The sequence below is a fragment of the Bacillus cereus group sp. BfR-BA-01430 genome (assembly GCF_022663115.1).
In the GTDB taxonomy this organism is placed as follows: Bacteria; Bacillota; Bacilli; order Bacillales; family Bacillaceae_G; genus Bacillus_A; species Bacillus_A cereus_BD.
Genome location: NZ_JAKUEW010000002.1, coordinates 495,594 through 518,085, shown reverse-complemented (window position 1 = coordinate 518,085; position 22,492 = coordinate 495,594). Strand labels below are relative to the sequence as shown.

Below are 22,492 nucleotides of genomic sequence, written 5' to 3'. Positions count from 1 at the left end.
TTTTTACGAAAAAATATGCTATCTATTATTGATTCGGAACGAAAAAGGAAAATTTCACAAATGATAAGACAAGAGGATCAAGATAGAACGTTGGTAGCGCATGCTCTTTTGAAAATCTTATGTCGATATCGTTACAAGATTCCATTCACTCATATGAGATTAAATAAAAATTCTTATGGAAAGCCATATATATCATATGAAAAATTCCACTTCAATTTATCGCATTCGGGTTCATGGGTTGTTTGTGTAATAGATAATCAGGAAGTTGGTATAGATGTAGAGTATATGTACCAAGAGGATACAAGAGGTGTAGAGGCTTTTTTTTCTATACAAGAACAAGCGAAATTGAATCAATTACAAGAAAAAGAACGTCAATTATATTTTTATGATTTATGGACTATAAAAGAAAGTTATATCAAGATGATGGGGAAAGGACTTTTTATTCCGCTTAATTCATTTGTTATTCAGAAAAAGAAAGGGGATTTTTATAAAAAAACATTCGGGAAGAAGAGAGAATGTTTTTTTAAGCAATATGATATAGAACGAATGTATCGTCTTTCAGTATGCGCAAAGCATAATGCTTTTCCATCAAAAATAAATGAAGTGAGTTTGGAAGAAATAAAAAACGGGTGTAAAAAATGGTAGAAGATGTATTCATGTATATCCGGAGTATGGAGAAGGCTTAATTGAACTTAAGGAATATTCACATGCTATCATTCTATTGTTTACAGATGAAGTTTAAAGAAAGGCATAAAACACAGGTTAGGAGATCAAGAGGTTTTGAGAATTTTGATGAAAAGGGAGATTTTGCAAAAAACGAAGCAACATCCCAATCCGATTGGAATGACCACTGTTGAAATATTCAAAGTACGACATGACCTGATGATGGTAAAAGGTTTAGAGGCCAATGATGAAACAATAGTTTTAGATATAAAAAACATGCACTCCTACTTTTGATGTGTGATGTACGAAAAAATATTTATGTTCTAATTGGATAAAGGGTTTAAAGAAGAAATATTTTTAATCTTGAAAAGAAAAAAGCTTTGCAATATGGTGCAAAGCTTTTTTCTACTTGTACATATGTTAGATTGTTACTCTATCTTTTTGGCTGAAAAATGTGTTGGAAAAAGTATTTGTGATGCAAGTTGTTGACCATTTTATTTGCTTGATACGTACGTTGTTGTTCCAATCGAACACGCTGTTCCATCATTTTTATTTCATGATCTGATAAACGTAACATTGTACGAGTCTCCTTTACTATAAATATAGGTTTCTTGTGACATCGATTCCAGATCATTTATAGTTAAGGAGGAATGCTGTGTAACATCAGTAAAAAGCACCTTCCCTCTCCCATTACGCTTACGAGGTTAGCTGTCGGACTCGGGAAGTGAGAGTTTCCCTACTTAAAAAGATTCGCCCCAAGTAGCAAATGCTACAAAAATGGGTCCCCCGCTCCACATAGTGGATTCAGCAAAAGGTTTTATAATTAAAAAAATAACATAAAAAACAAATTAAGTCAAACTATTTAATTTATTTAGATTTTTCTAATTTAGCAAGGAGTGTTCCATCAGGTAACAAAATATTCTGTGTTTCAACAAATCCATGTTTTTTATATAGAGAAAGGGCAGGGGTGTTTGCTTTGCCTGTCTGTACAATATATGTATGTATATGAGGGAAGAGTTGGAATAGATGAAGTAATAGGTCAGTAGCAATTCCTCTATGAAAATAGTTTGGTGATACGACGAGTCGATGGATATCGACGAAAGATTCCTCGTTTGTAAATGAAATAAAACCTACTAATGTGTGTTCTAAGAAATAGCCATAAAAGGTTTCTTCACAATTTTGAATATCGGTAACGCGGTCATATAAACGCGGAATGGCATGACTGTTTATATACTTTGCTTCAATTTTATAAGCCGGAATTTGAATAGCAAGAATAGCTTTTGCTATTTCAATAGAAGCTGGATTTAATTTAGAAATCATATGTGTCTCTCCTTTAAGGAAATTTATTTGAATAATATGTAAGATCTTGGAGGATGAAATATTTCAATTTGCTTTTCAAGAAGTTCAATATTATGATTGGCTGTTAAGCCGATAATTTGAAAAAGTTCAGGATGGTTAGCAATTACATCCAATGCTGATGTACCGATTGAACCAGTTGAACCTAAAATGGAAATATATTTAACCGTCAACTAACTCACCACTTATCCGACTTTACGGTCTGATTGAAGTGGGAGCTTGTGTCTGTCTGATGTAGACAGTGCCTCTGCCCTCACAGATAGCAATTACACTTGTTCCTACCCAGTAGTACGAACGAGTAATACTCTCCTACTTTAAGTGTGGTGGAACATAAGGACGGTTGACTTCGCCCCTACCACAAAAGCTATACTTCTGAGGTAACTACACCAATATGTTCAATTCCTTTGCGGTGTAGATTCATAGCACCAATACGGTCACCATTTGATTGGTATTGGCAATTTTTACACTTAAAAGTGTGTCGTTTTTTATTGCGATTCGCTTTCTCAATGTGTCCACATTTAGGACAAGTTTGAGAAGTGTACTTTGGGTCTACGACAATCACTTTCTGTCCATTTAATTCAGCTTTATATTCAAGTATTTTACAGAACTAGTAGAAAGTCCAAGATACAGAGATATAACGGTCTTTTACCCGTACTTTTTCAGTTGTAGAACGAATACCTGTTAAATCTTCTAAAACAAACATAGTGCCTCGAGGGGTATTGATCAACGAGTGCCTTTGTAATTCGATGGTTTACATCGGTTACATAACGGTTTTCTCTTGAGCCTATTTGTTTTAGTCTCTTACGGGCGGATGGTGTTTGTCGAATTTGTAACTGCTTCCGAGCAGCTTTAAATGAGGCACGCTTATGTTTTACAACATTTCCGTTGTAGAAAGTTGTTTTACCTTGACTATCATAAGAAAGTATTTAGCGAAATTCAATAATTCAAGCAAAGAGAAGAGTGGGTAAAGCGGATATTTCAGATACTTGGTATGGAACAAAATCTTATGCTTTTAACGTACCATACCGTATCTGACGACAATTTCTCCTCCACTTATCGTTGGGCTATACCCTTCACACGATTGAAGTAGGAGGTATCCTTGCCGAATACAGATGAAAAAATCCTCCAAAGATGAATGATTATTTTTGTGAATCTATATATATTTAGACAAAATAAATGTGATTCCTTCTGGATAAAATAGAAAGTGAATGTTTATTAGATAAATATACGAGTACTCATATAGAAAAATACGATGGTAGGAAAGAGCACATATTTAAAATTTTTAGGGGTGAATAGTTGGATTGTAAAGAGAATGTAGAGGGGATAAGTAAAAAAGTAAGGAAGCGACACGTTCCCTTACTTTTTTTTGCTATGCATATGCTTCGTAACTTTGTTTCGATTGCCACATATTTTCATTGAACACCATTTTCGTCGTCCTGTTTTATCAAGAAAAAGTAAAATACATGCTTCGTTTTGGCATCGTCTTAAATATTGGAGTTGATTGCTTGAAATAAGCTGTAATACATTCAATGTAATGAGTGATTTTATACATTCATAAAGTGATCCGTTTGGAATAGGAACAATTGTATTTTCATGTAATTGCATAGAGTAAGGAAGCTGATTTGCTAATGCTTGCATTGTTTCGATATCGGTTTGTTTTATATTTCCTTTCGTATGAATTATGTCCTCATGTATGTAAGATTTCAATAGTACTGCGGCAATTCTCGTAGTATTTTATCGATTCGATTAGCAAGTGAGGTAAGATGAGGATCTTCTCTTGTTCGAAAAAATAATGTGCGTAAAAAAGTTTTTATATTGGCGCATAGCATACAATATTCATCGAGGGATAGGCGTTTTCTAATTTGAGGTAGCCGCTTCATTTTTTTATATAAGATGGTGAAAAACGCTTCCTTTGGAAAATCACAATATAGCATAGCTAAAAGAGGAGTAGCAATTCTTTCATCTTCATTATTATAATATATAGTCGAATGAATGAATATTTTATTTAACAAGCAATGAATGATTTCTTCATAACACGGACCGGATATGTGAGGATTTTGAACAAGTTGATGAAAGGCGTCGGCAATATGCGCGATACTATGAGCCCATCCTTTTTGTTCAATATGTCCGCGGAAGTCTGCTTCTAAATTCATACACGTAATAAGTTTTTCTTTTATTTCTATTATGGTTTCTGGCAATAGAAACGTATGAACATTATCAAACTGAATAATTAAAGCAATTAATAATGCTGTATAAGAACGAGTGAATACCCCATCAGTATATGGAGATGATATCTCGAAATATAAATACTCTTCACTAAGGCATGTTGCCAACAATAATTCTAATTGATCGTGGGACAGAAAGTGATGTTGGATAAAATGAGAAAAAGATTCATATATTAATTGATTGCGAATATAGCTATTAGTTGTCCCGATATGCTGCATCATGCCTAGGGTCAACTCATCTATATCGAAATGTTGCATTTGTGTGTAATCATTTTGTTGAATGAGTTCTAGTTGTTGCTGCAGCGTTTGGATATTCAAAGGTGAACCTCCTCTTTACTTTAATCGTACAATGTTTTCTAGTATTCTATATATTCAGGGACAACTTTGTTCATGCAGAAGTACAAGCTAAATGTGTATAATAAAAAAATGCTTAGTTTGTGAAAGAACGGTAATGAGGACAAAAATAGCATTTATGTAATACAATAATATATAAACAATACGCAGAAAGAGTGGATGAAATAATGAAACAGCAAAGAAATGGGTTACATGCTAGTGTTGAGCGAAATGAAGATAATATGTTACATATACAATGGGAAGAGGGGCTGGAGGAAGTTCATATATATTGGGATACTGTTTCGGAAGGAATTGAAGAAAATGGTGAATTGTTATTGAAAGTATCGGGACAATCATCATGTACAATTGAAAGCCCAAACGACAATGTGCGCCCCTACTTTCGATTAGTAGGGAGTAATGGGCAGGCTGTTACAGTCGCAGAACGCAAGTTACCGCTTCAAGGAGCATTTAATTTCCGAGATTTAGGGGGATATGAAACGACAGATGGACGTAGAGTAAAGTGGGGCAAAATATTTCGTTCGGAAGAATTAGCCGGTTTAACAGAGGCTGATATAGATTATTTACAACAATCCGGTTTGAGATTAATTTGTGATTACCGGACAGATTTTGAAGTGAAACATAAGCCGAACCCTCGCATTCAAGGTGTTAGACAAGTATGCTTGCCAGTTATGCAAGACTTGGCAAAAGATTTAAATATAAATGAATTTTTCCAAGTAGGGGATGTGTCGAAGTTAGGAAAACCAGGTGAATATTTGGTGAAAATGAATAAAGACTTTGTAACGGGAAATGAAGCGTTTGTGAAGTTTTTACAACTGGCGCAAGATCCGGAAAACTTGCCGCTTGTTAATCATTGTACAGCGGGTAAAGATCGCACTGGTTTTGGTTCAGCTTTATTATTACTTCTGCTCGGTGTTCCAGAAAAAACGGTAATGGAAGATTATTTATTAAGTAATGGATTTCGCGAACAATTAAATCAAAAAATGATGGCACTATTAGGCGCAAATGTACAGAGTGAAGAGAGTAAAGCGATATTAGCTGCAATGTTTGAAGCTCGTGCTGAATACTTACAAGCAGCGATTGATGAAATATATAATAAATATGGAAATATAGGAAACTATGCTAAGAACGGCTTAGGTTTCACAAATGAACAATTGGATAGAATGAAAGATTTGTTATTAGAGAATTAAAGATAAGAAAAATAAGCGAAGAGGATGTTGTATAACATCCTCTTCGTTTCTATATGGAGAAGTTATTCGTCGAATATAAATATCTCATCAATTGTAGTCTGTAATGCTTTGGCGACATCATGCGCGAGTTGTAAAGAAGGATTATATTTTCCTTTTTCTAGATGGCTTATCGTTTCTCGGCGCACACCAACTCGTTTTGCTAGATCCTCTTGCGTCATATGTAACCTCGTGCGAAATTCTTTTATTTTTGTTATGAACGCCATGGCACATCTTCCATTTCATCAATTGGTATATCGTAAGCATAAATAGAGAAGCTAAATGTGAGAATGAGTAAGCTGAAAATGATAGCGATATCGAATTCTTGTAAAGGTGAATTTGGGAGTAGAATTTCTATGAATAGAATGATAGTCGTGGCCAATAGTGAAACGATAAACGCATTTCGACACGCTTTATTAACAATTTGTTCAAAGAGTTCATCATGTTTGACCTTCCTATAAGTTGTAAAAAAGGAAAAGAAACAAAACATACTAAACAATCCTTTGTAGTAAAAGAATCCGAGAAAGCCGAAGAAGCCAAGGAATCCAAGATATTTGATCCATGTCGTTTTCATTGTATAGTCTCCTTTTAGATGATACATATATAAATTTATGTTATAAATATATCACATTTTCGCTGATTATTAGTAACAATTGGATTTATTTTACATAGATGATAAAGAAAGGGGATTGAAAGTTTAGAAAAATGATACAATGTAAGCATGATAAATAAAAAGAATAGCGTAAAATAGTTGTGAAGGAGGGGAAGAAAATATGAAACAATTCGTGATATTTATATTGGGATTTGTGGTAGTAACTGTAATTGGGACAGTTATGATAGGTAGAAAAGGGGACGAACATTATAGTAAATCAACGAAAGGGAATATTAGACGACTTACAATAATTTATCTTCTGCTTGCGGCTGTGTTAACAGTTGGTTTAGGTTTATATATTTATTTTTACGGTTAATAAAGCGTGAAAATAAAAAATATTAAAATCACATGATATAACTATGATATAATAAATATACTATTTTATTGGTAATAGAGGGGATGATTGGATAATATGATTGAAATTGTGAATGTTTCGAAAAGTTATAACGAGAATTCATATGCAGTAAAAGACTTAAACTTAACAGTTCCAGATGGGGAAATTTTTGGTTTTTTAGGTCCGAATGGTGCTGGAAAATCAACAACTATTAAGATGATTACAGGTATTCATACAATTGATAAAGGGACAATTACAATTAATGGAAAAAATGTGGCGCAAGAACCGATGGAGGCGAAAAAAACTTTCGGTTATGTTCCAGATAGTCCCGATATGTTTTTACGCTTGAAAGGGATTGAATATTTAAATTTCATGGCGGATATGTATGAGGTGCCACATGATGTTCGTCAAGAAAAGATTCAATCGTTAGCAGAGAGATTTGATTTATACAATGCTTTATCTGATCAAATTCAAAGTTATTCACATGGAATGAGGCAAAAAATTATTATCATTGGTGTTCTTCTTCATGATCCAGATGTATGGATTCTGGATGAACCGATGACAGGATTGGATCCTAAATCAGCGTTTACTTTAAAACAAATGATGAGAGAACATGCCGATAAAGGAAAAACAGTATTTTTCTCTACGCATGTATTGGAAGTAGCAGAGAAGTTATGCGACCGCGTTGCGATTATTAATAAGGGGAGCTTACAGTTTCAAGGGAATTTAACAGAAATGAGAGATCATTTTAAATCGAATGAGTCCCTTGAAAAAATGTTCTTGGAGATGACAGGAAATGAATAAAATTTGGACACTAACAAAGGTACTATTGAAATTAAATTATGCCGACATTATAACAGATAAAAAGAAACGATGGGCGTATGCTTTTTCCTTTTTAGCACTATTATTTGCGGGATTTATATTTATTGGACCACTTACATATGGAATGTATGTACAAATGAAAGCATTTGGACAAGAAACGTTGCTGCTTGGTATGGGATTGGCTGTTGCGAGCATATGGGTATTTGTTATTAGTATTACAAATATTTTAACTGTATTTTATTATAATAATGACGTTGAAACGTTACTACCATTACCTTTACAGCCAGCTCAAATTATTACTGCGAAATTTATTACCGTATTAATTACACAGTATGTAATGGCATCCTTTATTTTATTACCAATTTTCATTGTTTATGGAATACAAAGTGGTGCATTTATTACATATTATGTATACGTTCTAATCATTTATATCTTTTTCCCAATCATTCCGCTTGTACTTGCTTCACTTTTAATGACATTGCTTATGCGATATACAAACGTTGCGAAAAATAAAGATAGAGGTAATATATTCATTGGATTAGTAACTTTATTATTTATTGTAGGCATTAATATATTTATGCAATGGAGAAATAAAAATGTAGCGTCAGAAGATATGGTAGCTACCTATTTTGCTGAGCATCAATCCTCCTTATTGGTTCAAATCACGAACTATTTTCCAACAACATATTTCGGAGCGATGGGTTTAATAGAAAATGCATCTTGGAAAGGAATTGTTTATGTATTCCTTTTTGCAGTGATTTCATTTACCTTTTTCGTGTTGTTTTTCTATGTTGCACAACGTACATATTTAAAAGGCGTTATCGGGCTTTCAACCAGTATGGCAAAAAAAGAGCGTATTTCAGTAGAAAATTTAAAAAAATCGACTGTACAAAGTTCACATATAAAAGCATATATAAAAAAAGAGTTCAAAATTTTATTTAGAACGCCACAATTTTTTATCAATTGTATCGTGAACACCTTTGTTCTGCCAATTATGTTTTTCTTTATTATTTTCGTGCAAGATGGAAACTTAACGTGGATTTCGACGTATGTAAAAAATCCAGAGTGGTCTAGTTTAGCGCTAGGTATTGGTTTTTGTGCCGGGTTATTTTTAATGGGGAGTAATGTTATTGCCACAACCTCTTTTTCTAGAGACGGAAGTTCATGGTATGTGAATCGTTATTTACCAGTAAAAGCATCAGATCTCTTTTTGGCAAAAGTATTTACAGCATGGTTTGTGAATATAACAATATTAGCTGTATTTGGAGTTGTTCTGACAATTTTCGGCGGTATTTCGCCAATCTTTACATTATTATGGATATTGCTTAGTGCCAATGGTTTATGGTTCACAAATATAATTGGTGTACGTTGGGATGCACAAACTGCAGATATACATTGGGACTCAGAGCAAAAACTATTTAAGAGTAGATATACAACGTTATGGAACTTCCTTGCTAATATTTTGATGGATCTAGTTATTGTAGGTGGAGTTTGCGCATTATTTTTCTATTTTGAAGTTGGTATGTGGGGAATGTTTATCATTCTATTCATCGCATTTACCATTATCAATGCAATTATTACTCGAAGTATACAATTAGGTGCGGAACGTATTTTAGCAAATATTAAATAAGAAATAAATCCTCTGTATGTATGCAGAGGATTTATTTTTTACTTAATGAAAGAGGAAGGGATTATAGGTGGAAAAAATAGCGTGAATGTAGAGCGAATAGATAGAGTTCGTTTTATGTCCTTACTTAGTAAGGACATAGGGCGAGGAATAACAAGAGAAAGTATTCATGATAATATATGATGGTTAATAATATAATTATGTAAACAATGGTGATATTATGTGATAAAGTGAAACTTTAATCAGTGGAATAAATAGATTGATTTTTCTGATGTTTATTTATCAAATAAAGAGATTGTCAAAATAGCAAACTTTTTGATAAGCATACGATTCATAATATGACAATATTTTTTTCTTTTTCTTCAAATGAGCGGGGAATCTACAAATATCAGCAAGGAATGCACCGTGCAATCGGATAAAAATATGAAGATAACTGTCGGGAAGAAAGTAGTTTGGACAAAAAGGGATTTGTATGAAGAAAGAGAATCGTAAAGGGAGAGGATAAATTAGTAATGTAGGGGGCTTTTTTATGAAAATGAAAAAGATAACAATTGCATCTGTAGCGATTGGCACAATGCTTTCTATGACAGCTTGTAGCGGTACTTCCACAGAAAAAGATCAAGTGAAACAAGAACAAACAAATGTCCAAGAAGATGCAAAAACAGCAAGTGCGGATGCAACGACTACAACGAAAGAGACAGAAACAAGCACGTCCTCTAATGAAAAGACAGAGAAAGATCAAAAGACTAAGGAAACCAATACGAGTGATCAAACAACGAGTGGAAAACCGACAGAAAAAGAGGCAAGTACAAAGTCGGCAGATCAAACGACAAATGGGAAAACAACAACAAAAGGTACGAAGCAAGGGGTAACTGTCAAAACAAATGTAAAAGAAGTTGTTCAACTTGTTGAAAGTTTGGATAAACATTTAGCAGCAAATCCTAAATTAGATACCGTAAATAAACTAGGGAAACAAATAAATGAAAAATGGGATGTAGTTGAAAAAGAGTTAGAGGCTTCACATCCAACTGATTATAAAACAATCGGCCAAAGTATATATCCGTTAATTGTAGGAGCGGAGAAGCAAAAAATAGACATTGCAAAAATGAAATCATTAACAACGAAAACGAAAAAGGACTTGAGTCAATTGTTAACGAAACTTTCATAATGTACCGAATATATAAAAAAGGAGAAACAACGGGAGTTTCTTCTTTTTTTATTCGAAAATATTTACCATAAATATATTATGTCAACAATGTATAGAATGAAAATAGAAATCAGCAAAGAAGAGTCTTCGCTGATTTCGGATGATAGATTATAAATAATTTTTAAATGTTCCATCTGTAATACATGAGAGGAGAAGTTTTTTTCTATTCTTTTTTTATATTACTCTCTCCTTAAGGTTTTCAAAAAAGTATAACAAGAAATATTTGAAAAACCAATATTTTTTAAATTGCAATGGAAGCAGTCACAGCATTTCTTACTTGAATTAAATCTTTGCCAGATAGAAAAATTTGTAATCCTCGTTTACCGGCGCTAATACTGATAATATCCCAATTTAATGCGGTTTCATCCACATATAATGGATAATTCTTTTTCACACCTAAAGGTGAAACCCCTCCGCGAATATAACCTGTCAGTCCTAATATTTCTTTCATGTGGACCATTTCCACTTTTTTATTACGACTTGCCGACGCAAGTGCTTTTAAACTCAGTTCTTTATGGGCAGGAACACATGCCATAAGAACTCCGGTTTTATCTCCTCTAAGAACTAACGTTTTAAAAACTTGTTCTAGTTGTAGATCAATTTGTTCTGCGACATGCTTGGCGTTTAAATTTTCTTCATCCCATTCGTATTCATGGACATCGTACGGAATTTTATGTTGATCAAGAAGTCGACAAGCATTTGTTTTGCTACTCATATAGTACACTTCCTTATATATAGTTCTATGTATAGTATACAAAATTTTGCAATGTAAGACAGGGGAAATAAAAAAATATAAGAATATGTAACATATCATGTAAAAGAAGAGAGGGAGAAACATGTGGAAAACAGCAGATCTTTGTGATGCTTTTGACAATGAGGTGCAAGTATGTCAGCTAGCTTTTCAATCATATGGAAAAAAAACGCAGTTCCATGGGAAAATTGCTACGGTGAAAGTAAAGGATGATAATGTTTTAGTGAAAGAATCATTAAAAACTGTACCGGCAGGGACCGTTCTCATTGTGGATGGTAGTGCGTCTACAAATTGTGCATTACTTGGAGATAATTTGGCGGATATTGCGGAAAAACGACGATTAGCAGGGATTATTGTATATGGCTATGTTCGTGATTCTAAAGAATTAAAAAATATAAATATTGGTATTTTGGCGTTAGGTACAAGGCCAAAAAGAAGTAAAAAAGAAGGAAAAGGAAAAACGGAAGTTCCATTACATTTTGGAGCAATCGATTGGATTCCAAATCAATATGTATATGCGGATGAAGATGGTGTGGTTGTTTCGGAAAAGCAGCTTCATGAAGGTATGGAATAAAAAGTTTTTAGCATATAAAATAATCTATTAATCTTAGAAAATAAATCTAATAAAACATAGACAAAATCTTATGTCAATAGTAAAATAATACAGAAATTTATTATTTTATGAATATATAGGTATGTCGTTTACTGATTCCTTAAAATAGAAGAATTTGTAGTAATGAATGATGCTTACCATCAAAAATGAATGTTATTACACGTCTTCATGAGCTACATAGTTTTTTCTATTCAAATAGAAATGCTATATATAAACAGAGAGTATGTAATTGATTTTTCACTTTAAAGTGAGATTGTATGCTCTTGAAGGGGCCTTTTAATGTTAATAGTAAGTAAAGGGAGGAATAATTAAGAATGGCAATATTTAAAAAATGGCTGCTGACATCGATAATGTCAGTCGCGCTCGTATTTGTGTCATTTGCAAATACAGTACATATTACGTTTGCAGAAGGAAAAACAGCAACGCTTGCGATTATTGGGGAATCGCAAAGAGGCATTATTCTTTGTCCGAAAGAAGTGTCAATTGAAGATGGGGAAACAGCTTACAGCTTATTACAAAAAGTCCTGGGGGATAAAGTAGTAGCTGAAAATTCACAATACGGTATGTTTGTGAAAGGTATCGATGGTTTAATGGGCGGTGCTACAAGTGGCTGGACATATGATGTGAACGATAAAGCAGCAATGGTAGGAGCAGATAGTTATAAATTAACTTCTGGAGACGTTGTTGCATACCGTTTTGTTGTAGATTGGAACAATATGAATCAAGAAACGTTGCAGCAAACTGTAGACAAAATAGGGACTTGTAAAACGGATCAAAATCAGCAAGAAGAACAAAAACAAGATAGTAAAGAAAATAAAGGCACAGAAGGAACAATTCAAGAAAATACAGAGACAGAAGTAAACGATGAAGCCAACAAACCAAAAGAACCAGAGCTAGAACAAAATCCAAAAGTAGAAGAGCATCAATATGTAGACAACAATGCAGTAAAGCAACAAGTAGAAGAGGCCATCTCTAAAACATCAGAAAGAATGTTACAAGGTGGGATTGGTACGGACTGGATGGCCGTTGGACTGTCTCGCTCGGGACAGGAAGTACCAATGGAAGAAAAAATCAATTATGTACAGTCGGTTACGAAAAAAGTTGAGAAACGTTTACATCGTTTTTCAGCAACAGATATCGCGAGAACTGTGATTGGATTGACAGCGATGAATGCAGATCCAACGAACGTAGCGGGGCAAAATTTAATACCGCTCCTTTATCAATCGGATACATTAAATTCTGTTACTGGTTATACATTTGCATTAATTGCGCTGGATACAAAAAAATATGAAGTGCCAGTAGGAGCGAAATGGAGCCGCGTTGCTTTAGTGCAAGAAATCTTACATGCACAGCATACAGATGGTGGTTGGACATATAATGTGGAAAGTAGTAAGGAAAACGCTAGTAGTGTGGATGTAACAGGGATGGTTTTATCTGCGTTAGCACCTTATCAAAATCAACAAGAAGTAAAAGAAGCTGTTGCGAAAGCAGAACAATATTTATCAAGTAAACAATTAGAAAACGGTGGGTTTAAGGCAGATGGCCAAGAGAATGCTAACAGTGTTGCACAAGCGGTATTAGGTTTATCTGCGATAGGAAGTAATCCAACTGAATCTAAGTTTACGAAAAAGAATGGAAATGCAGTGCAAAATCTTCTTTCTTATCAACTAGAGAATGGTGAATTTAAATGGTTGCCAAGCGATACAGAGGGCAACACCATGGCTACTGAACAAGCACTTTTAGCATTGATTCAGTATAAAGTATTTTTAAATCAGAACGGTTCTATTTATGATTGGTCAAACGATCGAATAGAAGTTGAAATTCCAGACCAACCCATTGTAGAGGCTGAGGTAGAAGCACCGGTAGTTGAACAAGAGATGAAAGAACAAACACAACAACCGAAAGATGATTCATCAAATATTGTTGTACAAGAAGAAGCAGACCATCATAACGAGAAAACGACACAAACTCGTCAATTACCAAAAACAGGAGCAGCAACTGGTGAAGCTGCTATGCCGGTCGGAATGGGTGTAATATGTATTGCTTCTGCATACGCTTTATGGAGACGAAAAGCAGCTTAACAAAAATTAGGAGCAATGATTTGCTCCTAATTTTATTAGGGAAGGTGAAAATAACATGAACATGATGAAATGGTTTCTCACGTTTGTTTTATCATTTGGGTTGCTTGTAGGGTGCAGCCAAAACGAAGCAAAGCCTAAGCAACAAGTTGCCTCTAAACAGACGGAACAAAAAGAGGTTGAAAAGCAAGAAGAAAAACAGGATGAACCGAAACAAGAAGAGCAAAAGCAACCTGAACAACAGCAATCAAATGAAGAGCAATTAGAAGAGCAAAAACAAACAGAAGAACAATCGAGTGAAAAACAACAAGAGCAAAAAGAACAGCCTGAAGTAAAACAAGAAGAGCAAACAGAACAAACAGTTGCTTCTGAAGAACAACAAAAAGGAAATGAAGAAAAGACCGAATCAAAACAGCAAGAACAGACTGAAACAAAAAAAGAGCCGGCAATTGTTCATGAGACAAAAGAAACGCCAAAGCAGGAACAATCAGCTCCGCAACCAGTCGTTCCGAAGCCTGCCCCTAAGCCAGATCCAACTCCAACACCAGTTCCAAAACCGCAAGAAAAACAAGTTACAATTTCTGTGAAAGGGCATGAAGGGTATTTACTAGGCGCAACTAAAGTGGATGTGCAAGAAGGAGACACCGTTTATAAAGTATTGCAACGTACAGGATTAGATGTAGATGCAAGTGGATTTGGAAATAGTATTTATGTAAAAGGTATTAATGATTTATACGAAAAAGATGTAGCGAGTACGAGCGGATGGAAATACCGTGTAAATGGAACTTTTCCAAACCGAAGTGCTGGTGCAGTCACAGTGAAACCAGGCGATAAAATTGAATGGGTATATGTGTTAAATTAGGAAAGGGCATTGGGTAAAGGGTTATGAAAATTATTTTTTCTTCTTTACATCCTTTTGTAAATTTCATTTATTATATTGGGGTGATGATACTCTGTATGGTGTGTCTTCATCCTCTTTTTTTAATGAGCGGCATTATTTTGCTACTCATTTTGAACATCATGCAAGGCAATGGTGAAAAAATAAGAAAAATGCTGCCAAGTACGTTTCTTTTTTTTCTGCTCATTATTGCGCTAAATGCTTTATTCACGCATAGAGGAGCAACAACATTATTTCGTTTAGGAGATAGTCGCATTACATTTGAAGCGTGTATGTATGGCGTTGTCATGGGATTATCTTTAATGGCCATTATGTTTACATTTACTTCTTACAATGATACGATTTCAAGTCATAAATTTTTATATTTATTTTCGAGAATTTCTCCGAAAGTTGCACTTTTAACGATGATTACAGTCCGCTTTGTTCCGTTGTTTATAAGAAGGCTGCGACAAATTACTCTCGTTCAAAAAACAAAAGGTGCACAATTGGATTCAGGTTCACTTACGGAGCGACTGAAAAACGGAATGAAGCTTTTGCAAGTATTGCTTGTTTGCTCGCTAGAAGAGGCGCTGCAAACAGCAGATTCTATGCAGGCGCGAGGGTTTGGTGTTACAAAGCGAAGTACATATATTCGATATCGAATGGCTAAGCAAGATTGGTTTGTAGTCATCTATTTTATAATTGTATTACTTGTTTGCTGTTTATTTAGCTTGTATGGGGCTGGTAAACTGCTTATTTATCCGAGAGTAGAAACGATTCTGTTTCAGCAATATGATGGTATACAATTTATTTTATTTATTATGTTCATTAGTTTACCTATTATGATGGAGGGGAGGGAATGGATATGGTGGCGCATGCAGAAGTGAAAAATGTATCGTTTATATATGCTGATGAAGACGTAGAAGCTTTAGCAAACGTTTCTTTATCTGTTACACATGGTGAATTTATTGTATTAGCAGGCGAATCAGGATGCGGAAAGACAACGCTTTTAAAACATTTCAAAAAAGAATTACTCCCTATTGGAAAACGAAGAGGCGATATTTTTTATGAGGGGGTTCATTTGCAGGAAATACCAGATATAATATCCGCACAAGAGGTTGGTATGGTATTCCAAAATCCTGAAAATCAACTTGTTATGGATACAGTTATACAAGAAATGGCTTTTTCTTTAGAAAATATTGGACTTCCATCTCACATGATTCAAAAAAGAATTGCAGAGCTCATTAGCTTTTTAGGCTTTCAAGACTTGCTACATCAATCTGTTCATACTTTATCTGGAGGGCAAAAACAACTTGTAAATTTAGCGGCTGTTCTAGTTTTACAACCTAAATTATTATTGTTGGATGAGCCGACAGCGCAGTTAGATCCCATTGCCGCAAAAGATTTCTTAAGCCTTTTAAAGCGAATTAATGAAGAACTTGGGATTACGATTGTGATGAGTGAACATCGTTTAGATGAAGTCATTCCTCTTGCATCAAGACTGATATGTATGGAAAATGGACGGATTAAGTATGACGGGAAACCAGCAGCTGTTGTAGTAAATATGTGGCAACATGAAAAGATGCATCCCTTTATTCCGCAAATTCCAAGATTATTTTTAGAATGGAATGCAGGGAGTATTCCTTTTACAGTGCGTGAAGCTCAGTCACATCTTCGCTCTGGGGCGGTGATAGAAAAGCAGAGTAAAAAGCAAGCAAAACAAAAAGATACTATATTGGAAGCAAATCATATATCGTTTCAATATGAAAAGCATAGTCCGTTTATTTTACAAGATTTAACGATGTGTATTGAAAGAGGAAAATGGATTGCACTTGTCGGAAAAAATGGTACGGGAAAATCGACATTGTTAACTGTTTTAGCAGGCTTACAAAAAGCAAGAAGAGGAAAAGTACGCTGGAATGGGGAAGCGATTCATAAACTCCATTCGAAGGAAAGGTTTAAACAAATTGGATATGTATCGCAACATCCATACTATCATTTTTCCTGTGATACAGTGAGGGAGGAAGTATTTGAACGAGCACGTGAATTGTATGGAGCAGAAGCAAATGTAGTGACAGAAAATATGCTCGATCGGTTTTGGCTTCGTTCTATTTGTGAACGTTATCCACATGATTGTAGCGGTGGAGAACAACAACTTCTTGCATTATGTATCGCGCTATTATCAAAGCCAAGTTTATTATTATTAGATGAGCCGACAAAAGGGGTAGACCCAGCAAAAAAAGAAAAATTAGGTCGGTTGTTTCAAGCTCTGCAAAGAGAAGGAACAACGATTGTCATGGCAACACACGACATTGAATTTGCTGCAAAATATGTGGACCAGTGTATGATGTTATTTGATGGAAAGGTAATGATAAATGATGAACCAAAAGAATTTTTTAGCGGTAACTTCTTTTATACAACAGCGATTAATCGTTTTATTCGGAAAAGGTTGCCTTATGCATTAACGTGGGAGGATGTGTACGAAGCGTGTCCAAACGATATTTTACTTTTATAGTCTGTTTTTTTCTAGTCATTATTAGTACACTTCTTTTTACGTCGCTTATCATGAGTAAACATTATATGTTGTCTAGTTTTTTATTGCTCTTTTTGACAATGTTGCCATTTTATATCCGTTTTGAAAAGCGAGCTTTTGTTTCACGTGAAATTGTGATGGTAGCTGTTTTAGCGGCTATCGCGGCTGTTAGTCGTGTGCCATTTTCTATTATACCAAGTGTGCAACCAACTTCATTTGTCATCATTGTATCGGCGGTTGTGTTTGGAAGTGAAGCAGGGTTTATGATTGGCGCAACAGCAGCGATTGTATCTAATATTTTTTTAGGACAAGGTCCTTGGACACCGTGGCAAATGTTTTCGTGGGGAATGATAGGGTTTATAGCTGGATGCCTTCGTAACACATGGATGATGAAAAAGTTGCTTGGAAGAGTAATTTTTGGCTTTTTAGCAGGCTTTTTCTTTGGATGGATTATGAATGCCTGGGGACTTCTTGGTTTTATACAAGATGTGACGTGGAAATCGTTTCTTTCATATTATGCGACAAGTTTTTATTTTGATATAAGTCATGCCATTTCAAATGTGATCTTTCTTATATTATTTAGCTCTTCATGGATTAAGATTTTAATGAGATTTAAAAAGAAATATGGCATTTTGAATACGAATCGTTAGTGAATATATGAAAACATTACAGCATACTCATATAGAGTAGGGTCGCGACTTACATATTCGTTTGCCTCTTTCATACTTCTTACTATTCGTAAGAAGTATTTTTTTATCCACAAAAGTGTCAAGAAATTGATTGAATATATTCTAATTTTGATATGAGATTTTTATATAATAGGGAATGAGAAAAGTTTTCAAAGAGGAGATGCAAAAGCATATGAAGCTCGTAATTCCAAAGCAGCATGGTGCATGGGGAATGCTGCTTATTCCGTTTTTACTTAGCGTATTACTTGGTAATCCTACTATCTATCATATTCCCCTATTTATTGCTTGGTTATTTATATATTTGGCAACGTATCCATTTCTTATGTATATGAAACAGAGACGAAAAAAGGAGTTTCTATATGCCGCTTTATTATATTTTATCATTGCGGGCATATTTGGGATGATATCGTTATTATACGAATGGAAAATCGTTATGTTTATTGGTATTCTTATTCCCCTTTTTATAGTGAATATATATTTTGCTCGTCAAAAAAAGGAACGTGCATTAACGAATGATATTTGTGCTATAATCATTTTTTGTATTGGTGGTCTGATTAGCTATTATTTTTCAATGAAAACTGTTGACGCAGTTGCATTATGGATAGCAGCTGTATCCTTTCTTTATTTTTTAGGAAGTACGTTTTATGTGAAGACGATGATACGTGAAAAACATAATTTGCTCTATCGGAATCTATCTTGGGGATATCATATTATGTTACTAATTCTACTATGTATTTGGAGTCCGCTTCTTTCTCTTCTATTCCTTCCGAGTTTCGTTCGAGCCATTTTATTATATGGTAAGAAAATTTCTATTTTAAAAGTAGGGGTTTTAGAGATTTTAAATTCAGTCTATTTTTTCATAGTAGCACTACTAGTGTTACCGTATACAATGTAAAGAAGGGCCCATCTTTTAAGATGGGCTCGATTTGTTTCGGTATGGGTGAGCAGTAACACTTTTACTTCGACAATTCGTGAGAACCAAGAGATTAAGGTAAGAGTATACGTAAAAACCAGCGCCGATTGCGGTTTAACCTTATTAGTATAATTACATCTTTGCAAAGCATCGTTTACTGCTTGAAGAGATTGTTCAATTCGCTCGCAATTTTCATCTTTTTCTACTATTTATAAGCCATTTTTTAAACAATACTTTGCTTCTTGTAAGGAATGAAAAGAATCTTGAACATATCCGCGTGCATGTTTCTCCATCATCAAGTCCTTCTTTGTTGTGTATACTTGTAGCATGGACAGTTTACAAAAAACATAGTACGTATATGATTTGACATTTATAAGGGAAGTGGATATCATTGGAGGTAAAGTGAATATTTTCTTATCCAGAGAGGTGGAGGGACTGGCCCAAAGAAACCCAGCAACCGCGATGCAGGTGCTAATTCCAGCAGAACATATTTGTTCTGAAAGATAAGATGAAGAGATTAGACATAACTTCTTCTTATCGAAGAGGTTTTTTTATTATAAAAAACCATTCAATCATAAAAGAATAAGAAGAAAGGGGCTGTAAATGTACGGTGAAACTTGAGAAGTACGTAAAGCTGCGTAATGCAGTATATGAATATATGATGGAACAGGATAAAGCGATATCATTGGTGGATATTCAAGAGCATATCGAATCAAATCATGAAGGAAAATTTACAAAAAAAATGTTACACCAATTTTATTTATCAAGGCTATTAGATGAGTTGAAACTGGATGGGAAAATTACTTTAGCCGATGACGAATGTCATCATAGTGAAAAAGGCGTTTATTATAAGGCGCGAAAAGGAAGCTAGTCTCTCTTTTTTATCCCGCTATTTGAGTGAGGACTCATAATCAGTGGGGGGATGGAGAAATCCTCACTGATTATGAGCCTGCACTTTATATTATGATTTGTTCGAAAATTAAGATAATATGTAGAGTAAAAGACTGCGAAAGCAGCCTGATACAAGGGAATGGTGTTGAGTGTGTAGTGTTAAAAGTTGAATATGCCCTGAAAGAGGCCATTCATTCGGCTAAACATGAAAAGAGACACCTTTGCCGATTAGGTGCCAGTTGTGTTGTCTTATAGGCTTGCTACTTGACATGTAATAGAATATCATACAATATAAAACGAAGTCAAAAGGGAATTTAAGGAAGGACGGTTCTATGTACGCTTTTTTAATAAACGAGATGAAAAAATGGATTCCTAAGCACATTATTGATAGAGGGTGTGAATATTATGAAGAGGGATATGTAGAAGATGTAGAAGTACATAATGATAAAGTATTTGCACTTGTAAGAGGGAACTACGGAGATTATGAGGTAGTGATTCATCTTGAAGATTTTATAAGCAGTAGTTGTGAGTGCCCTTATGAAAACTATTGTAAGCATATGGCAGCAGTTGTATATGAAATTCAAAGTATTGGAGAAGAGGTGATGAGAGAGAAGTTACAAACATTTGAGAAAGAAGAGTTGATGAAAATTATACAGAGACTATTAAAGAATTCTAAAAATGTAAAGATTGTAGAGAATATGTTACAGAAAGGGAAATTTTAACTTTACTTTGGGAATGCAAGGGAAGGTTGAGTAACGATGAGTGAAGTAGAAAGAATTATGGAATGTTGTGAGCGGCAAGATGATGTATTTCGTACATATATTATTTGTTTACTTCAACTGAAACAGTATAGCGAGTATTCACAAAATGTATATCAAGAATTAAGGACTGAGTATTTAGTAAGAGGAATTTGTGAGCGCGAGGTTGATCAGCTTATAAAAGAAAGTGAAACGTTTCAAGCGTATTATCTCCCCAAAGTACTCTGTTGGGATTTTTTAAGTGAAAATCCGGCATATATAGAAAGTGCTTTAACCAGTGCGGTGAAATATGAACCGTTACAATTATCTATTGCGCAATGGAAAAGAGTGATTGCTTGTATAGAAAATGAAGTATCATATGAGTGATCAATATCTATCGTACTTCACTATATAATGTATTTTGGATATTATTTGTCTTAGCAATTTTAACTTTTTATCCGGCTCGTTTATTAAGAAAAACAGAGATGAAAGAAGAAAAGCTAGTATGAAAACTAGCTTTTTGGTATGTTCATTTAAATGAAAAGTAAGCATAAACCGATGATGGCTCCTGCGTAGAGTAGATTAATCACACAGAATCCCATAATATCGCGAGCACCTAATCCTGCAATTGCTAAGGCTGGTAATGCCCAAAATGGCTGAATTAAATTTGTCCAAGCGTCTCCCCAGGCGATGGCCATTGCCGTTTTCGCAGCGGGGACACCGAGCTCTGCACCAGCTGGAAGCATAATCGGAGCTTGTACGGCCCACTGGCCCCCTCCGGATGGAACGAAGATATTGACAATTCCTGCACTTAAAAATGTAAATAAAGGAAAAGTCGTTTCGTTAGAGATTTGAATAAAGAAATTTGAAATAGCTCCACCAAGTGAAAGTCCTTCGCTATTTGCCCCCATCATCATTCCCATAATTCCGGCATAAAACGGGAACTGTAATAAAATGCCGGAAGCGCTTTTTGTTGATTCAGAAAAAGCACGAATATATTGAATAGGTGTACGATGAAAAATAAGGCCAGCAATTAATAATATAAAAATAACGATATCGAGCGTAAGGTTAAAGCCTTTTGTATTAAAGTAATGGATCATATAAATGATTCCTAAAAGACCGATACAGATCGTAATCCAAATGCTGTTTTCCATTTTCTCAGCAAAAGTAGAAACTTCTGTTTCTTGAGCGGCTGCTTCTTCATGAAATACATTTGGATCAACAGTAACAGTATGATTCGCATCTGGATGCATCGCTCTATTGATAAGTGGCATTGTAATGAAGAAGACAATGATAGGAACAAGAGCATATGGTGAAAATAATGTTTCGGTAATGGGAATTGCTTCTTTCAGACTACCAGCCGTTGTTTTTATTAATGTCTCACCTCCGGACGCTAATGTTAGCGGAATAGAGGCAGAAAGTCCAGCATGCCAGATGAGAAATCCAGAGTAAGAGGAAGCGATTGCAAGACGATAGTCCAATTTCTTTATATGCTTGGCAACTTCTTTAGCATATAAAACGGAGACAACAATGCCAAATCCCCAATTTATGTAGGCTCCTAACAAACTAACGATAGAGATAGCGATAATACCTTGTCCGCTTGTTTTCGGTAACTGCGCCGCTTTCATCAAACCTTTTCGAATCAGCGGAGCATTTGCTAAAGCGGAGCCGGTAATGAGTACAAGAGACATTTGCATCGCGAAGGACAATAGCCCCCAAATGCCATCACCCCAATGAGCAATCATTTGAATGGGGGATTGCTCTGTGGCAAACATGCCAAAGAAAATGACAAAAACGGTTAGCAAACAGGATAAAATAAACGGTTCTGGTAAAAAGCGTTGCACAAGAGCGACGCAACCATTTGTAAAAGAGCGAAACAAGTACATCAACCTCCTTCATATTTTTTGTAAATATTCGCTGCATTGAGTAAAATAACCTTTATTAAAC

At 34.8% G+C, this 22,492-nt stretch carries 25 protein-coding genes, 4 pseudogenes and 2 riboswitches; of the genes and pseudogenes, 18 read left to right on the top strand and 11 right to left on the bottom strand.

Going from position 1 to position 22,492, the window contains the following annotated elements; genetic code table 11:
• Positions 1-15 precede the first annotated feature (15 nt).
• Positions 16-645 carry a 4'-phosphopantetheinyl transferase family protein gene (locus MR058_RS07130; protein ID WP_396021429.1) on the top strand — a complete coding sequence of 210 codons (630 nt, stop codon included), beginning with the start codon at positions 16-18 and terminating at the stop codon, positions 643-645.
• A gap of 147 nt (positions 646-792) precedes the next feature.
• Positions 793-957 (top strand): TrmO family methyltransferase domain-containing protein, encoded by a 165-nt coding sequence (locus MR058_RS23610; protein WP_396021428.1) that lies wholly within the window; start codon positions 793-795, stop codon positions 955-957.
• 139 nt (positions 958-1,096) lie between these two features.
• Here the strand turns inward: MR058_RS23610 and MR058_RS07125 are convergent, their stop codons facing one another.
• From MR058_RS07125 to MR058_RS07100, 6 genes and pseudogenes are all read right to left on the bottom strand, one after another.
• Entirely contained in the window at positions 1,097-1,240 is a 144-nt protein-coding gene (locus tag MR058_RS07125) for a hypothetical protein (protein WP_012094586.1), read from the bottom strand.
• Between the two features lie 100 nt (positions 1,241-1,340).
• Positions 1,341-1,483, bottom strand: a riboswitch (cyclic di-AMP (ydaO/yuaA leader).
• Between the two features lie 47 nt (positions 1,484-1,530).
• Entirely contained in the window at positions 1,531-1,983 is a 453-nt protein-coding gene (locus MR058_RS07120) for a GNAT family N-acetyltransferase (protein ID WP_242143302.1), read from the bottom strand.
• Positions 1,984-2,033: 50 nt separating this feature from the next.
• Positions 2,034-2,192 (bottom strand): annotated as a pseudogene (locus MR058_RS07115) (1-deoxy-D-xylulose-5-phosphate reductoisomerase); the annotation flags it as partial.
• A gap of 191 nt (positions 2,193-2,383) precedes the next feature.
• Positions 2,384-2,939, bottom strand: a pseudogene (locus MR058_RS07110) (RNA-guided endonuclease TnpB family protein); the annotation flags it as partial.
• A 436-nt stretch (positions 2,940-3,375) separates the two neighbouring features.
• A complete protein-coding gene (locus MR058_RS07105; protein WP_242143301.1) occupies positions 3,376-3,726 on the bottom strand; it encodes a CGNR zinc finger domain-containing protein in 351 nt (116 codons plus the stop codon).
• Positions 3,723-4,562 (bottom strand): DUF2785 domain-containing protein, encoded by an 840-nt coding sequence (locus tag MR058_RS07100; protein WP_242143300.1) that lies wholly within the window; start codon positions 4,560-4,562, stop codon positions 3,723-3,725. The genes MR058_RS07105 and MR058_RS07100 overlap by 4 nt, the downstream gene beginning before the upstream one ends.
• 203 nt (positions 4,563-4,765) lie before the next feature.
• Here MR058_RS07100 and MR058_RS07095 point away from each other — a divergent pair, with 203 nt between their 5' ends.
• The gene (locus MR058_RS07095) at positions 4,766-5,785 is read left to right on the top strand and encodes a tyrosine-protein phosphatase (RefSeq protein ID WP_242143299.1); all 1,020 of its coding nucleotides are present in this window, start codon (positions 4,766-4,768) and stop codon (positions 5,783-5,785) included.
• 62 nt (positions 5,786-5,847) lie between these two features.
• Here the strand turns inward: MR058_RS07095 and MR058_RS07090 are convergent, their stop codons facing one another.
• Positions 5,848-6,048, bottom strand: coding sequence for a helix-turn-helix transcriptional regulator (locus tag MR058_RS07090; RefSeq protein ID WP_242143298.1), 201 nt, complete (start codon positions 6,046-6,048; stop codon positions 5,848-5,850).
• On the bottom strand, positions 6,036-6,395 hold the full coding sequence (locus MR058_RS07085; protein ID WP_242143297.1) for a DUF2178 domain-containing protein: 360 nt from the start codon (positions 6,393-6,395) through the stop codon (positions 6,036-6,038). Before MR058_RS07085 ends, MR058_RS07090 begins: the two co-directional genes overlap by 13 nt.
• A 199-nt stretch (positions 6,396-6,594) precedes the next feature.
• Between MR058_RS07085 and MR058_RS07080 the strand changes: the two genes are divergently transcribed.
• The 4 genes from MR058_RS07080 (at position 6,595) to MR058_RS07065 (ending at position 10,424) form a co-directional block, all read left to right on the top strand.
• A complete protein-coding gene (locus MR058_RS07080) occupies positions 6,595-6,789 on the top strand; it encodes a hypothetical protein (RefSeq protein WP_242143296.1) in 195 nt (64 codons plus the stop codon).
• A 96-nt stretch (positions 6,790-6,885) separates the two neighbouring features.
• Complete coding sequence (locus MR058_RS07075) at positions 6,886-7,611, top strand: ABC transporter ATP-binding protein (RefSeq protein WP_242143295.1); 726 nt, start codon at positions 6,886-6,888, stop codon at positions 7,609-7,611.
• Complete coding sequence (locus MR058_RS07070) at positions 7,604-9,259, top strand: putative ABC transporter permease subunit (protein WP_242143294.1); 1,656 nt, start codon at positions 7,604-7,606, stop codon at positions 9,257-9,259. The genes MR058_RS07075 and MR058_RS07070 overlap by 8 nt, the downstream gene beginning before the upstream one ends.
• 526 nt (positions 9,260-9,785) lie before the next feature.
• Complete coding sequence (locus MR058_RS07065; protein WP_242143293.1) at positions 9,786-10,424, top strand: hypothetical protein; 639 nt, start codon at positions 9,786-9,788, stop codon at positions 10,422-10,424.
• Between the two features lie 280 nt (positions 10,425-10,704).
• Here the strand turns inward: MR058_RS07065 and ybaK are convergent, their stop codons facing one another.
• Positions 10,705-11,178 (bottom strand): Cys-tRNA(Pro) deacylase, encoded by a 474-nt coding sequence (gene ybaK, locus MR058_RS07060; RefSeq protein ID WP_242143292.1) that lies wholly within the window; start codon positions 11,176-11,178, stop codon positions 10,705-10,707.
• 121 nt (positions 11,179-11,299) lie between these two features.
• On the opposite strand from ybaK, the gene rraA reads away from it, so the two are divergent.
• The 8 genes and pseudogenes from rraA (at position 11,300) to MR058_RS07025 (ending at position 18,899) form a co-directional block, all read left to right on the top strand.
• Positions 11,300-11,788 (top strand): ribonuclease E activity regulator RraA, encoded by a 489-nt coding sequence (gene rraA / locus MR058_RS07055; protein WP_242143291.1) that lies wholly within the window; start codon positions 11,300-11,302, stop codon positions 11,786-11,788.
• A gap of 353 nt (positions 11,789-12,141) precedes the next feature.
• Complete coding sequence (locus MR058_RS07050; RefSeq protein WP_242143290.1) at positions 12,142-13,908, top strand: DUF4430 domain-containing protein; 1,767 nt, start codon at positions 12,142-12,144, stop codon at positions 13,906-13,908.
• A gap of 55 nt (positions 13,909-13,963) precedes the next feature.
• Positions 13,964-14,767 (top strand): DUF4430 domain-containing protein, encoded by an 804-nt coding sequence (locus MR058_RS07045; RefSeq protein WP_242143289.1) that lies wholly within the window; start codon positions 13,964-13,966, stop codon positions 14,765-14,767.
• 23 nt (positions 14,768-14,790) lie between these two features.
• The gene (locus tag MR058_RS07040; protein ID WP_242143288.1) at positions 14,791-15,669 is read left to right on the top strand and encodes an energy-coupling factor transporter transmembrane component T; all 879 of its coding nucleotides are present in this window, start codon (positions 14,791-14,793) and stop codon (positions 15,667-15,669) included.
• Positions 15,642-16,458 (top strand): annotated as a pseudogene (locus tag MR058_RS23605) (energy-coupling factor ABC transporter ATP-binding protein); the annotation flags it as partial. The gene MR058_RS07040 and the pseudogene MR058_RS23605, both read left to right, overlap by 28 nt.
• Entirely contained in the window at positions 16,434-17,297 is an 864-nt protein-coding gene (locus tag MR058_RS23600) for an ATP-binding cassette domain-containing protein (protein WP_396021427.1), read from the top strand. The pseudogene MR058_RS23605 and the gene MR058_RS23600, both read left to right, overlap by 25 nt.
• On the top strand, positions 17,270-17,965 hold the full coding sequence (locus tag MR058_RS07030; protein WP_242143286.1) for an ECF transporter S component: 696 nt from the start codon (positions 17,270-17,272) through the stop codon (positions 17,963-17,965). The genes MR058_RS23600 and MR058_RS07030 overlap by 28 nt, the downstream gene beginning before the upstream one ends.
• 211 nt (positions 17,966-18,176) lie before the next feature.
• Positions 18,177-18,899, top strand: coding sequence for a YwiC-like family protein (locus MR058_RS07025; protein WP_242143285.1), 723 nt, complete (start codon positions 18,177-18,179; stop codon positions 18,897-18,899).
• A gap of 125 nt (positions 18,900-19,024) precedes the next feature.
• On the opposite strand, the pseudogene MR058_RS23595 reads toward MR058_RS07025, so the two are convergent.
• Positions 19,025-19,210 (bottom strand): annotated as a pseudogene (locus tag MR058_RS23595) (hypothetical protein); the annotation flags it as partial.
• 118 nt (positions 19,211-19,328) lie between these two features.
• Positions 19,329-19,427, top strand: a riboswitch (SAM riboswitch).
• A 100-nt stretch (positions 19,428-19,527) separates the two neighbouring features.
• On the opposite strand from MR058_RS23595, the gene MR058_RS07020 reads away from it, so the two are divergent.
• The 3 genes from MR058_RS07020 (at position 19,528) to MR058_RS07010 (ending at position 20,932) form a co-directional block, all read left to right on the top strand.
• Complete coding sequence (locus tag MR058_RS07020; protein ID WP_242143284.1) at positions 19,528-19,788, top strand: hypothetical protein; 261 nt, start codon at positions 19,528-19,530, stop codon at positions 19,786-19,788.
• 352 nt (positions 19,789-20,140) lie between these two features.
• The gene (locus MR058_RS07015) at positions 20,141-20,530 is read left to right on the top strand and encodes an SWIM zinc finger family protein (RefSeq protein ID WP_242143283.1); all 390 of its coding nucleotides are present in this window, start codon (positions 20,141-20,143) and stop codon (positions 20,528-20,530) included.
• Positions 20,531-20,566: 36 nt separating this feature from the next.
• The gene (locus MR058_RS07010) at positions 20,567-20,932 is read left to right on the top strand and encodes a group-specific protein (RefSeq protein ID WP_242143282.1); all 366 of its coding nucleotides are present in this window, start codon (positions 20,567-20,569) and stop codon (positions 20,930-20,932) included.
• A gap of 146 nt (positions 20,933-21,078) precedes the next feature.
• Here the strand turns inward: MR058_RS07010 and MR058_RS07005 are convergent, their stop codons facing one another.
• Positions 21,079-22,425 carry a short-chain fatty acid transporter gene (locus tag MR058_RS07005; RefSeq protein WP_242143281.1) on the bottom strand — a complete coding sequence of 449 codons (1,347 nt, stop codon included), beginning with the start codon at positions 22,423-22,425 and terminating at the stop codon, positions 21,079-21,081.
• Between the last annotated feature and the right edge of the window lie 67 nt (positions 22,426-22,492).